11 protein-coding genes are annotated in these 13,037 nt (G+C 44.9%); 9 read left to right on the forward strand and 2 right to left on the reverse strand.

Annotation, left to right across the window (positions count from 1 at the left end):
* Positions 1 to 80 precede the first annotated feature (80 nt).
* From DWX91_RS08390 to DWX91_RS08435, 9 genes are all read left to right on the forward strand, one after another.
* On the forward strand, positions 81 to 1,547 hold the full coding sequence (locus DWX91_RS08390; protein WP_118538631.1) for a phospholipase D family protein: 1,467 nt from the start codon (positions 81 to 83) through the stop codon (positions 1,545 to 1,547).
* Positions 1,532 to 2,203, forward strand: coding sequence for a response regulator transcription factor (locus DWX91_RS08395; protein ID WP_107000933.1), 672 nt, complete (start codon positions 1,532 to 1,534; stop codon positions 2,201 to 2,203). The genes DWX91_RS08390 and DWX91_RS08395 overlap by 16 nt, the downstream gene beginning before the upstream one ends.
* Positions 2,203 to 3,246 carry a sensor histidine kinase gene (locus tag DWX91_RS08400; RefSeq protein WP_118471713.1) on the forward strand — a complete coding sequence of 348 codons (1,044 nt, stop codon included), beginning with the start codon at positions 2,203 to 2,205 and terminating at the stop codon, positions 3,244 to 3,246. Before DWX91_RS08395 ends, DWX91_RS08400 begins: the two co-directional genes overlap by 1 nt.
* 31 nt (positions 3,247 to 3,277) lie before the next feature.
* Positions 3,278 to 4,339, forward strand: coding sequence for an FUSC family protein (locus tag DWX91_RS08405; RefSeq protein ID WP_118471711.1), 1,062 nt, complete (start codon positions 3,278 to 3,280; stop codon positions 4,337 to 4,339).
* 120 nt (positions 4,340 to 4,459) lie between these two features.
* Positions 4,460 to 4,681: a calreticulin gene (locus tag DWX91_RS08410; RefSeq protein WP_227589456.1), complete on the forward strand. Its 222-nt coding sequence runs from the start codon at positions 4,460 to 4,462 to the stop codon at positions 4,679 to 4,681.
* A 151-nt stretch (positions 4,682 to 4,832) separates the two neighbouring features.
* Positions 4,833 to 6,065, forward strand: a complete 1,233-nt coding sequence (locus DWX91_RS08415) for an ATP-binding protein (protein WP_117796787.1) — start codon at positions 4,833 to 4,835, stop codon at positions 6,063 to 6,065.
* Between the two features lie 349 nt (positions 6,066 to 6,414).
* Entirely contained in the window at positions 6,415 to 8,055 is a 1,641-nt protein-coding gene (gene hcp, locus DWX91_RS08425; RefSeq protein ID WP_118471709.1) for a hydroxylamine reductase, read from the forward strand.
* A 307-nt stretch (positions 8,056 to 8,362) separates the two neighbouring features.
* Complete coding sequence (locus tag DWX91_RS08430) at positions 8,363 to 8,848, forward strand: YbaK/EbsC family protein (protein ID WP_118293332.1); 486 nt, start codon at positions 8,363 to 8,365, stop codon at positions 8,846 to 8,848.
* 26 nt (positions 8,849 to 8,874) lie between these two features.
* Positions 8,875 to 9,711 (forward strand): Tim44 domain-containing protein, encoded by an 837-nt coding sequence (locus tag DWX91_RS08435; protein ID WP_118471707.1) that lies wholly within the window; start codon positions 8,875 to 8,877, stop codon positions 9,709 to 9,711.
* Positions 9,712 to 9,841: 130 nt separating this feature from the next.
* On the opposite strand, the gene DWX91_RS08440 is transcribed toward DWX91_RS08435, so the two are convergent.
* Both DWX91_RS08440 and DWX91_RS08445 read right to left on the reverse strand, forming a co-directional pair.
* Positions 9,842 to 10,795 carry an alpha/beta fold hydrolase gene (locus DWX91_RS08440; protein WP_118471705.1) on the reverse strand — a complete coding sequence of 318 codons (954 nt, stop codon included), beginning with the start codon at positions 10,793 to 10,795 and terminating at the stop codon, positions 9,842 to 9,844.
* Positions 10,796 to 10,866: 71 nt separating this feature from the next.
* On the reverse strand, positions 10,867 to 12,675 hold the full coding sequence (locus DWX91_RS08445) for a bifunctional lysylphosphatidylglycerol flippase/synthetase MprF (protein WP_118468992.1): 1,809 nt from the start codon (positions 12,673 to 12,675) through the stop codon (positions 10,867 to 10,869).
* Positions 12,676 to 13,037 lie beyond the last annotated feature (362 nt).

Consider the following 13,037-nt stretch of genomic DNA (forward strand, 5'->3'; position numbering starts at 1 on the left):
AAATAAATTTTGTTGAGGTTAAATTGAGATTGACTTTGTATTGTATAAGTATGAAATAAAAAGGAATCAGGTGCTGTACAATGAAAAAGCATAAAATATGTAAAATCCTTCTTGTTATACTGGCAATTTTTTTATGTGTGGCTTTTTATGAATTGCTCGGAATCTGCGTTGCATATAAAAAGCAGCCGGAAGTGTCCAATACAACCAAAAAAGAAACAAAAAATGGGTCATGGAACGAATGCAGTGAAAATACAGAAAGGGCAGTAATCATAGAAAAGAATCCAGAAGCGCTTTTACAAAGAGTGCGTTTGATCAAGAATGCAAAAAAGGAAATTATTCTTTCTACGTTTGCATTTCAATCCGATGAAAGTGGAAAATTGATCTTAGGAGCACTGCATGATGCGGCAGACAGAGGTGTGCATGTTCGTCTGTTAGTAGATGGAATGGAGAGCTGGGTTGATATGGAAGGCAATCCGTATTTCTATGGATTATCTTCCCATGAGAATGTTGAAATTAAACTGTATAATAAGGCCAATCCGTTGAAACCATGGAAGATGATGGGGAGAATGCATGATAAATATTTGATTGCAGATGGTAAGACATATATTCTTGGTGGAAGAAATACATACAATTATTTCCTGGGTGATTTTCTGGGACATAAGAACTATGACAGAGATGTGTTAGTGGTTTGCGATGAACCTGAGAAAGAAAATTCAGTTAACCAGTTGCTAGAGTATTTTGAAACGATATGGGAACAAGAAGACAGTGGTTATTTTCATGACAATAAAAAACTGGCAAATAGAAAATCTGTAAAGAACGCAGTTTTAGAGCTGCAGAACGGCTATCAGAAATATTTTGAAGAGAATAAGGAAAGAATCTGCGATACCGATTACACGGACGAAACTTTTGAGACAGAAAAGATTGCATTAGTGTCAAATCCTATCCACACAGGTCCCAAGGAACCAGTAGTCTGGTATCAACTGGGAGAACTAATGAAAAATGCAAAAGAGCGCGTGAAAATTCATACACCATATATTATCTGCAATGATATGATGTATAATACATGGAAAGAGATTGCGGAGAGGGTTCCGGATTTTTCTATCATGACCAATTCGGTTGCCAACAATGGAAATCCGTTTGGTTCTGCTGATTATGCGAGAAACAGAAACAGAATTTTAAATACAGGAATTGATATCTGGGAGTATGAAGGCGGCTATTCTTACCACGGAAAAAGCATCCTGATTGATGATGATCTATCCGTAATCGGTTCCTTTAACATGGATATGAGAAGCACGTATCTGGATACGGAACTGATGCTTGTAATACGTAGCAAAGAGATTAATAAACAGTTGGAAGAAGGCATGATGGAATATGAAAGAGTGTCCCGACAGGTATTGGAAGATGGAACCTATCGTGATCCGTATCATGTAGAGCCAATTGAATTGACAAAGAAGCGTCAGAGAAACGTACTTTTGGTACAGCATCTGCTTGGATGGCAAGATATCTGTTCTGATAAAGGAGGAAGAAGATCGTGTTTCAAATATTAATTGTAGAAGATGATAAAGAATTAAGCCAGCTATTCCAAAAAGTGCTTGAGAAGAATGGATATCAGGTCAAAAGTGCATCGGATGGAGCACTGGCATTAGAAATATTGGATAAAGAGTATATTGATCTGATCATTTCCGATATTATGATGCCGGTTATGGATGGTTATGAACTGGTGTCGAAACTCCGTTCAGCAGGATATCAGATACCGGTACTTATGATCACTGCGAAAGGTTCCTTTGATGATATGCGCCAGGGATTTCTTTCGGGAAGTGACGATTATATGGTAAAACCGGTAAATGTGAATGAAATGGTTTTAAGAGTCGGAGCACTGCTTCGCCGTGCACAGATATTGAATGAACACAAAATTGTGATCGGTTCAACAGAGTTTGATTATGATGCAATGACGGTTACAACTGATAAGGAAAGTCTTGTTTTGCCTAAAAAAGAATTCCTGCTTTTATATAAGCTTGCAGCTTCGCCAGGCAGAACATTTACAAAACAACAGTTGATGGATGAAGTATGGGGATACGAGACGGAGGCAGACCCACATACGATAGAGGTACATATAGGAAGAATCAGGGAGCGTTTGAAAGATAACCCTGATTTTGAAATCGTAACAATGCGTGGAATTGGATACAAGGTGGTGAAAAAATAATGGAACAAAAGAAAGAAAAAGGATTGCGGATCCGATCCTGTCTGACTGGTGCAATCTGGCTGGCACTTGTATTTTCAACAGTCATATCTGCGTTATTAGTTGTTTTTTTGAATCATTTTTTTAATCTGCCTGGTAGCATACCTGTGCTTGGCTGGCTTTTGATTTTTAATACATTGATTGCAGGGCTGATTACTTCCTTTATCAATGCAAGGTTGCTGGAACCAATTACCAGACTCAGTAAAGCAATGAAGGAAGTTTCGCAGGGAGATTTTGAACAGCACTTGGAAACGAACAGCCGTATCGCAGAAGTTGGAGAATCTTACCAGAGTTTTAATGTGATGACAAAAGAGCTTCGTGCAACAGAAGTACTGCAGATGGATTTTGTCTCCAATGTTTCTCATGAGTTTAAGACCCCGATCAATGCCATTGAAGGATATACAATGCTGCTTCAGGGAGAAGAACTGTCTCCGGATCAAGAGGAATATGTAGAAAAAATCTTATTTAACACCCAAAGACTTTCAGGATTGGTTGGTAATATTTTGCTGTTATCCAAGTTAGAGAATCAGAACATACCAATGAAAAAAACAGAATATCGTTTGGATGAACAGATCCGTCAGGCATTTCTTTCCCTGGAGACAAAATGGACAGAAAAAGAAATTGGTTTTCAGGTAGAATTGGAAGAAGTTAAATATACTGGGAATGAAGGACTTTTTATGCATATCTGGATAAATCTTTTGGATAATGCGATTAAGTTCAGCCCTTCAAAGGGGACAATTACGATGTTTCTGAAACAAGAACAGGATTCTGTTAAGTTCATTCTGGAAGATGAAGGACCAGGAATAGAGGATGATGTAAAATCCAGAATATTTGACAAGTTCTATCAGGTAGATGGATCTCATAAAGCAGAAGGAAATGGTCTCGGCCTTGCACTTGTGAAACGGATCGTAGATAGTGCTGGCGGGACGATCAAGGCAGAAAACCGGGAATATGGTGGATGCAGATTTGTTGTAGAGCTTCCAATACAGAAAGATGAGGCCATATAAGTTTAAGAAAAACAGATAGAGGAGGAATTACATGACATTTTATCAGGAATTGCAGTTAAATCAGGCAGGTTCTAAAAACTTGTTGAAAAAGAGTGAAACAGTGAAAGAAAAATCATATCATATGCTGGTATATTTGGTAAAGATAGCTGTTACAATGGCATTTTGTTTTTTATTTGTTACTATTTTCAGTATCTTATTTGGAAATGAGAATAGTATTGTGGGTGTAGTAGTTTTATTATGCCTTATGGTATTTCGGAATGCGGATCTGGGGATCCACACCGGACAATCTACGATGCTTTTGGCTTTGTTCTTTGTAATTATGACTGTATGTCCGCATTTAGCAAATCAGTTTTCACCGGTACTTGGAATGCTGTTAAATATTGCGGCACTGGCTGTGTTGATTCTGTTCGGATGCCATAATCCATTCATGTTTAATCAATCTACATTGGTTCTTGGGTATCTGCTGCTATATGGTTATGATGTTACGGGAAAAAGCTATCAGATGCGATTAGTTGGAATGGCTTTAGGTGCAGCACTTACCTGCTTCGTATTTTATCGAAATCATAAAAACAGAACTTATAAAAGAAATCTGAAAGATCTGATACAAGAATTTGATATCACTTCTTCCAGAACAAAATGGCAGATATGTCAGATTTTATGCGTACCGATTGTCCTTTGCATTGCAGAACTTTGTAATATGCCACGTGCAATGTGGGCTGGTATTGCGGCCATGTCCGCGATTTTGCCGTTTATGGAAGATATGCACTACAGAGTCCGTAAAAGGATTGTCGGAAATATTGCAGGTGTTATATGTTTTACAGTATTATATTTTCTGCTTCCTTCGTCAATCTATGCATATATAGGAATTCTTGGTGGAATCGGTGTAGGACTTTCTGCAAAATATGGCTGGCAGGCAGTATTTAACACATTTGGTGCTTTGGCCATTGCTACAGAGAGTTATGGACTAAAAGGAGCAGTTGGTCTTAGAGTGATTCAGAATGTTTTTGGCGTTGTATTTGCATTAATATTTTGTGCTGTGTTTTATTGGCTTATGTCAAAAAAAGGAAACGTGGTAACCGTAGATGCAGAATAACGTGGGATGGAAAGAAAAAGGGTTAATCCGGAAATGGCAGCTTTGCTGACGAGTCTGGCGAAGAGTATGAAGATGTAAGGGAAAATTTAAGATCTGTTGGCTTTGGGAAGAATCCTAAGGGTGACAGATCTTTTTTTATACCTGCCTATCTTCCTTCATTTTAACACAAAGGTATTCTTCGTATTTAAAAAAGTCCAGGAAAAGAAGAAGGAACAGGAAGCGGCAAAGCCTGATCCGGATGCTGATTATGTGGACGATGACGAGGACTATGGGTACGATCCGGAGTTTGAGAACGATGATGCAGATAGCTCTGTCGATGAAGATGATAATGAACCTGTGTAAACAGGATAGGCTTGATGCCTGGGGCAGCCTTCGGGTTGCCTTTACATAATTTCCACTTTCAAAAAATAAAAAATTTTATGTTTTTGAAAGCGACATCTTGCATATACTATTAGCAGACAGTATAATAAGTACAGTGAAGCGGTTTCGAGAAATGAAAAAATTTCAATTTTTGAAAGCGGGTGACGATATGAAAACAATTACGAGAGCAAAATATCTCAATAGAATCATTGAACTGAATGACACTCCTGACATCAAGATCATCACGGGCATTCGTCGATCCGGTAAGTCCAAGCTGATGCAGGCGTATATTGAGTATCTGAAAAGCCATTTTGAAAACATCAATATCATATTCATTGACTTCATGGATTTGGCGTATGAAGAAATCAAGGAATACCATGCCTTACACGCCTATGTGGAAGAACATTATCAGGAAGGTAAAACGAACTACCTGTTTGTAGACGAGGTTCAGATGTGTCCCAAGTTTGAGTTGGCAATCAACAGCCTGTACTCTAAGGGAAAATACGACATCTATGTAACCGGCTCCAATGCTTTCCTGTTGAGTGCGGATCTGGCAACTCTGTTTACCGGACGCTATATTGAAATTCATGTGTTTCCTTTCAGCTTCCAAGAATATTGCCAATATTATGATGATGTTAGTGATAAAGATAAGCTCTTTGATGATTACGCTATCAAGGGCGGTTTAGCAGGTTCTTACGCTTACAGAACCGAAAAAGACAGAACAAACTATATCAAAGAGGTCTACGAAACGATTGTAACAAGGGATTTGGTGCAGAAATATGCGCTCCCGGACACTTTGGTTTTACAGCGTCTGAGCGAGTTCCTTATGGATAATATCAGCAACCTGACTTCTCCTAATAAGGTCAGTCAGCTACTGACAGCAAATGAGACTCCGACCAATCATGTAACCGTCGGCAAGTACATTAAGTATTTGTGCAATGCTTTTGTATTTTATGATATTAAGAGATACGACATCCGAGGCAAGAAATACCTTGAAAGCTCTGAAAAGTTCTATTTGTGTGACAGCGGTATTCGATATGCAATACTGGGAAGCAGAAATATGGATTATGGCAGAGTATATGAAAACATCGTTTGCATCGAACTTCTTCGCCGTGGATACGATGTCTATGTCGGCAAGCTCTATCAAAAGGAGATCGACTTTGTTGCTCAGAGAGGCAGCGAGAAGATTTATATTCAGGTCAGTGACAACATTTCCGGGCAGGAAACATTTGAGAGAGAATGCTCTTCTCTGCTTCAGATCCGAGATGCTTATCCGAAAATGATTATTGCCAGAACCAAACATCCAAAATATAGTTATGAAGGAATCGAAATCCATGATATAGCCGATTGGTTGCTACAAGAATAAGCAGGGCGAAATATCTCCGTCATTCTCTTTTGAAATGATGGAGATATTTTTATGTTGATGGAGATTCAGGGACAGAAAACTGTGTCCGGTTGCAAAATTCTTTCTGAACTTTTTACATAGCAGTCATGCATTACGGTGTGTGGCTGCTTATTTTTTTGCGAAAGGAGCAGATGCAAATGAAATTAGTTTTGGCTGAAAAGCCTTCGGTTGCACAGAGCATTGCCAAGGTGCCGGGTGCAAACAAACGTGAGGAGCGGTAAACTTTTGGCTCTATCCCTATCAAGAATATAAATCACGCGAAATGCAGATTATATCTAAGACACGATAGATGCGATAGGAGGAGTGAACAATGGAACAGAAAATGTTTTGTTATCAATGTCAGGAAACGGCCGGATGCAAGGGCTGTACGGTGGTCGGTGTCTGCGGTAAGCAGCCGGATGTGGCGGCAATGCAGGATTTGCTTGTGTGGGTGACGAAGGGTATCTGCGCGGTGACGACACGGCTTCGAGAGGAGGGACGTGCGGTGGCAGATGAGGTCAACCATCTGGTTACCGAAAATCTGTTTACGACGATCACGAATGCCAATTTTGATAAGGCGGCGATTGAAAAAAGGATTGAAAAGACGCTGGAAATGAAGACGGCACTGTGGGAGCAGCTGGAACGTCGGGACAATCTGCCGGAGGCGGCTGGCTGGACAGGTGAACCGTCTGAATTTATAAAAAAAGCGTCGGAAGCGGGCGTTCTGATCGGGCAGAACGAGGATATTATTTCCCTTCGCAGCTTGATTACGTATGGCTTGAAAGGTTTGTCTGCCTATACCCGGCATGCGAACGTTCTGCTGCAGGAGGACCGGGAGGCGGATGCATTTTTACAGCGGGCGCTTGCGGCGACGCTGGATGACAGCTTGAGTGTGGATGATTTGATTCACCTGACGCTGGAAACTGGCGAATATGGTGTCCGGGGAATGGCGCTTTTGGATCGAGCAAACACAGAGACTTATGGAAATCCGGAGATTACTACGGTTGATATCGGTGTCGGAAGTAATCCGGGTATTCTGGTTTCGGGACACGATCTGCGCGATATGGAAATGCTTCTGGACCAGACGCAGGGAAGCGGCGTCGATGTATATACGCACTCGGAGATGCTTCCGGCGCAGTATTATCCGGCATTTAAGAAATATCCGAATTTTAAGGGTAATTACGGCAATGCGTGGTGGTGCCAGAGGGAGGAATTTGAGACGTTCAACGGACCGATCCTGATGACAACGAACTGCATCGTGCCGCCGAAGGACAGCTACAAGGATCGCCTCTACACAACCGGTGCGGCGGGATATCCGGGCTGCACATATATCAACGGTGGAATCGGAGGAAAGAAGGATTTTTCAGTGATCATCCAGCATGCGAAGCGCTGTGAGCCGCCGGTCGGGATTGAGCAAGGACAGATTGTCGGCGGCTTCGCCCATGCACAGGTGCTGGCACTGGCAGATAAGGTAGTGGATGCGGTCAAATCGGGAAAAATCCGAAAGTTTGTCGTCATGGCGGGGTGTGATGGGCGTGCTAAGAGCCGCACTTACTACACCGATTTTGCAAAGGCGCTGCCGGAGGACACGGTAATTCTGACGGCTGGCTGTGCGAAATACCGCTACAATAAGCTGAATCTGGGCGATATTGAAGGGATTCCGCGTGTCCTAGATGCGGGGCAGTGCAATGATTCATATTCCCTGGCGGTCATTGCGATGAAGCTGCAGGAGATTTTTGGGCTGGATGACATCAACGACCTGCCGATTATTTACAACATTGCCTGGTATGAGCAGAAGGCGGTCATTGTTCTTCTGGCGCTTCTCTCACTCGGTATCAAGAATATCCATCTTGGACCGACGCTTCCGGCATTTTTAAGTCCGAACGTGGTAAATGTATTGGTGGAGAAGTTTGGAATCGCGGGAATTGACAGCGTGGAGAGCGATGTGGAATTATTTTTCGGGGAGAAGTGATAAATACAGGACGGAACTGGTAAGAGGGAATCGAAGAAAGCCGGAATTTGGATCTGAAATCTGGAGATAGATTTGCAAAAAATCTGTGTTGGTTTTACAAAAAGCGGTCGGAACGATCTTGAAAATGGCAGTTAGTGAAATAGGGGGCGGTTCTCTGGCAAATGCAGGGAACCGTCTTTTTTCGTCTATAGAAATATTGATATGGAAAATGAAAGTGTGATATGATGGGAAAGATGAATGAGTTCTAAAATATAAAAGAAATTGATACGGCAGATCAATCGATAGAGGATGCGGGAGGAAAACAGCCATGTCACTGGAAAAAGCAGAAAGTTACTTAAAGGAAGCCGGATTTTTGGATCATGTTATTGAGTTAAAAGAGTCCACAGCGACGGTTGCGCTGGCAGCGGAGGCATTAGGCGTGGAGCCGGGGATGATTGCGAAAACGATGTCCTTTTTACAGGGAGAACAGCCGGTATTGATTTTGACAGAAGGTACTGCGAAAGTGGATAACCGGAAATATAAAGATACGTTTCACGTGAAAGCAAAGATGATCCCGTTTGAGCAGGTGGAGGAGGTTACCGGTCATGCGCCGGGTGGGGTCTGCCCGTTTGGTATCAAGGATGGAATTGAAGTGTATCTGGATGAGAGCCTGAAGCGTTTTGAGACGGTTTATCCGGCAGCAGGAGACGACCACAGCGCGGTACGTCTCACGATCCCAGAGTTGGAAGAAGTGTCCGGAGCGAAAGGCTGGGTGGATGTCTGCAGGGAGCCGGAGGATCAGCAGCACGAGTAGGTGTGGGAGATTTTAGGAGAATTCATATGAGAGATGTGAAAGCAACGGGGAGAAGCAGGGGAGAAAATGAAAACGGCGGAATCAGGGTGGGTTCCAGATTGGGAAAGAAAGGTCGCCTGTGCCGGAAAATGTTCGTCCGCCTGCTTTGCCTGACAGCAGCCATGATGGTTCTTGGATCTTTTACCGCCTTTGCCAGAGCGGGAGGTGCTTCCGGCGGCGGAGGCGGCGGAGGTGGCGGAGGTGGTTCTTCCCATCATCATACAAGCAGCAGCCGGGGACAAGGCGGACGGGCGGGTGCGTTTCAGGCGCTTTTGCTTACGGGAACCTTTGTGATTCTGGGAAGTGCCGGAACCATTACATACCTGCACCGGGCAAAAAAGAAACAGGCGGCAGCCCGTGAAAAATTGAAAGAATTTTCCATCGGAGAAGATCATTGGGATCGGAGTGAGATACAGGAGCGGGTGCGGGAATCATATTACCGGATTCAGGAATGCTGGCGGGATCGAGATCTGGAAAAAGGGCATCCTTACCTGAGCCAGAAGATGCAGCAGGAGTTTCAGACGAAATTTGAGTGGAGCAGGATGCGCCATGAGGTGTTTGTCATGGAAGGGATCCAGCTTCTGGATGCGATTTTGGTGGAAGCGGAGAATGAGGACGGCGACGACCGCGACTATATCTGGTATTTGATCCATGGAAAGATGATCGACTATGTGTATCACGAAGAAACCGGAGAACTTTTGAAGGGATCCCGGAAAATGGAAGATTTCTTCGAATATTGGAGGTTTGTTCTGGAAGATGGAAACTGGGTGCTGGATGAGATCTGCCAGAAGGAAGAAGTGGATAATGGGCGGAAGTTGTGCTGAGAGGTGCTTTGAGTGCTCGAAACACGACAGCTGCGGATGCTGTCCGGTGGATATGCTTGAAGAGGAAAAGTATAGAACCTAAAAGTGAATGGAGCAAGGAAAGCGGAGCAGCAGGAAGAGTGAGGAGACTTTAGCTGCGGCGCAGAAATGCCAGAATTGCGCGCAGATAAGGCGCCGGTGTCCGGAATATGGAAGTATGCCGTCCCCCGGTCATTAAAAGAAGCCGACTGGTTGGAATCTGCCTTGCTAACCAGCGGGAGTGTGAGGGCTTAACGAGATCCCGGGTTCCGGCGATCAGCAGCACAGGAACGGAGATGGTTTGCAATTTCCGGGCACTTAAACGGGGCGAGTGAAGTAAAAGAGAAGTCAGATTTCGGCGGCGGAGGACGCGGTGCGTCAGCCGGGTAAGAAAGTCAGGCTTCTTTTTTTGTTCTGCCGGAATCCGGGGGAAAATTGACACGAAATGACGTTGCCTTTCTTTGTCGGCACAAACTGCGGATGTGGCGGAAACAGAGAAATTCTTCTGAAATGGCAGGGAAACTTTCGGGGTGGACAGTGCAGAGACCACAGAGGACCCGGAGGATGCAGAGGCAGAAGAGAAGCTGCATTTTAAAACAGGCAGCAGGAGATTCCCCAGGAGATTTAAAATGCTGTGCAGCATTTGGGCGGCAAGGTATAGCGGCGTGAGAAGCCCGTCCGGTGAGGCGTTGGCGCTGATACAGATGAGCTTTTTCAGCCGCTCCGGGTATTTGCATGCAATCTCTAGCCCGATATTGGCACCATCGCTGAATCCCAGCAGGTGGACGGAGGAAAGATGTAAGTGGTTAAGCAGGGCGATAACGTCGTCTGCCATATCCTCTGTAGAGAACCCGTGGAGCGCTGTGTGGACAGACAGCCGGGAACGCCCATGTCCCCGGCTGTCCATCAGAATCACCTGAAAATCGGGCAGAAACGTGCGCAGAAATGGATAAAAGACGGCAAGGGACTGGCTGTTTCCATGCAGGATAAGGAGCGGTGTGCCGCTGCCGTACTGTTCATAGTAGATTTCTGCGCCGGAGGTGGTAAGATAACCGGAATGTTTCATCGTAAGAGCGCCTCTTTTCTGGTAAAAAAATGAAATTTATCAGGCTGCATCCAGCATGATAAAAGCTGAGTTTAGTCTGCCTTTTTATCTGCATCTGTCTGCTTTCTTGTGTCGGGCTGCTTCGTGCTGGAAGAAGCAGTCCAACTTACCTGGCGAGATGGTTTACTTTGATGTGTCGGGGAAGTCCTCTTGTTTCTCAGTCGCTGCGCGCATCCTTTTACCAGATCCTCCGCTGCCTCGCGGATCTGATGCGGATTCTGAATCGTCACAAGGGCATAAAACATGTCTGGTGTTGGAATCTTCGGCAGGTAAATATAATAAGAAGGAACCCATTCGGTCGGGCTGTATTTTTCCTTGGCACGGTAGAGATCGCGGAATCCATAACAGTCATTCAGGTGGTTGTAAGCGAAGCAGAGCAGCTTTTCGACCGGATTAGAGCTGTCATTTTTCAAGCCAGCGAGCGGGGCAACACCGAGGCTGCCATACTCAATGCCCTCGTCTTTGAAAACCTGAAATGCGTCGTAAAGAATCGTCTCCATCACGCCGCTCGGTGCGCCGGTTCCGTGGCGGGTGACGTCCGCCATGTAGCCTCTTTTGCCGAGAAATGGGACAAACACGATGAATGCCACGATTTTTCCGTCGGCGTCGGTGGCGTAGAAATAACGCTTGTCCATCGGATTTTCCAGCCCGACAGTTCCCATAACGAAAGTCAGCATCGAACTCTTTTTCTGTTGCAGCCATTCGTTCGTGATGCGGTTCAGATCTGCCTCAATCTGTGCATCCCGCTGTTTCAGCGGGCAGTATTCATGGACGACGACCCCGGCTTTCCGGGCGTGGTTGATGTTCATACGCATCTTGGCGCCTTTCTTGCCAGAGATTTCATAGTCCGCAAGGTGGAAACGGGCTTCCTCCCCGTTTTTGACCCATCCAAAGCCCTGCTTTTTATATTCTTCCAGAAAATGGTCAGTGACGCTGATAAAAAACAAGTTGTGAGCGCTGCGCTGGCAAAATTCTTTAAATTCTGCCAGGAGAACCGGAAAATCGCTGTCCGCGCAGATGGGATCGCCGTTGATGACGATGGTGCTGCCGACGACTCCGTAGGGGATGACGCCGTCTACCTTCTGACCGAAATATAGGAGTTTGTCATCCTCCAGCGTCAGGTAGGCGCTGGGATTCTGGCTGTACAGGTTGACGAGGGTGCGGGCATGCATCAAATCCGAAGCATGGCTGACTGGATGCAGCAGCCATGGGCGGACCGCATACAGAATGGAGGCGAGGATGCAGCCCCAACTGAACCAGAATGTAACCAGTTCGACTACATGTGTTTCACGTGAAACATTGCTCGGATTTCCCATGCCGAAAATCATGGCAGTTCCCTGAATGAGACTATCCATCAGCGAGTCAAGAGAGGTTTCTCCCAGCGGTTTTACCGAAAAATGATAGCTGATACCGGCATTGACGATGATGCCTGCCAGTGCCAGCAGCAGAAACAGGAGAGAGCGTCCGAGGCTGCGCCGGTCAGACGGGCAGCAGAAGTCCTTCCGAAAACACAGGAGAAGCAGAAATAATACGGCTTCTGCCAGGTGGAACGGAAGATACAAAGGCGAAGAAAGTGCTGTCAGCCCGCGTAAAAAGCTTAAAAACAGCAGGATAACAGCAATGTTCCAGGCGGCGCGCTTCCGTTTCCAAAGCTGGAAGGTCAGGATGAAGAGCACGACAGAAAAGGCACGCTGTACCATGTGCCCCATTTCCAGAAGGATACCGACGCGGTTTGCCAGTCCCAGCCCTGGCAGGAAGCTGAGAATAAAAAGTACAAGGGAAAGAACGCCAAGTGCGCCGATCAAGGTGTTTTCCAGTTGGATTCGTGAGTTCTGTTTCATATTATAATGTCCTCCGTGTCAGTCTTGTACAGATATAATCTGTAAGGTGCTATGAAACGGGCATAAGCGCACAGGCGGCTTATGCTTGCCCTTGTTATAGTACGGAAAAACAGGGATGTCAAGATAAGATTTTGCATGGAAATAGGAGTGGAGAAATTCCGTTACTGTTTACGGGTAGGCACTTTTGGAAGCGAAGGTGCCGTAAGAAAACATGGTGGCAGCAGGAATTCTTTATGATAGAGGCAAAGGCACAGGGGGATTATGCAGACAGAAAAGGAACGGTTCAAAATGGAGAAAAGAAGCAGTTTGTTGGATGATTGACAAGCGAAGAACGCAGTTTCTATGGAAATCAAAGTAATAAA

Source organism: Clostridium sp. AF22-10 (assembly GCF_003478725.1).
In the GTDB taxonomy this organism is placed as follows: Bacteria; Bacillota; Clostridia; order Lachnospirales; family Lachnospiraceae; genus Otoolea; species Otoolea fessa.

Coding starts and splice junctions, on each gene's coding strand:
- DWX91_RS08405 (WP_118471711.1), top strand. CDS start 3,278: ATGACATTTTATCAGGAATTGCAGTTAAATCAGGCAGGTTCTAAAAAC.
- DWX91_RS08415 (WP_117796787.1), top strand. CDS start 4,833: ATGAAAAAATTTCAATTTTTGAAAGCGGGTGACGATATGAAAACAATT.
- DWX91_RS08400 (WP_118471713.1), top strand. CDS start 2,203: ATGGAACAAAAGAAAGAAAAAGGATTGCGGATCCGATCCTGTCTGACT.
- DWX91_RS08445 (WP_118468992.1), bottom strand. CDS start 12,675: ATGAAACAGAACTCACGAATCCAACTGGAAAACACCTTGATCGGCGCA.
- DWX91_RS08390 (WP_118538631.1), top strand. CDS start 81: ATGAAAAAGCATAAAATATGTAAAATCCTTCTTGTTATACTGGCAATT.
- DWX91_RS08440 (WP_118471705.1), bottom strand. CDS start 10,795: ATGAAACATTCCGGTTATCTTACCACCTCCGGCGCAGAAATCTACTAT.
- DWX91_RS08430 (WP_118293332.1), top strand. CDS start 8,363: ATGTCACTGGAAAAAGCAGAAAGTTACTTAAAGGAAGCCGGATTTTTG.
- DWX91_RS08435 (WP_118471707.1), top strand. CDS start 8,875: ATGAGAGATGTGAAAGCAACGGGGAGAAGCAGGGGAGAAAATGAAAAC.
- hcp (WP_118471709.1), top strand. CDS start 6,415: ATGGAACAGAAAATGTTTTGTTATCAATGTCAGGAAACGGCCGGATGC.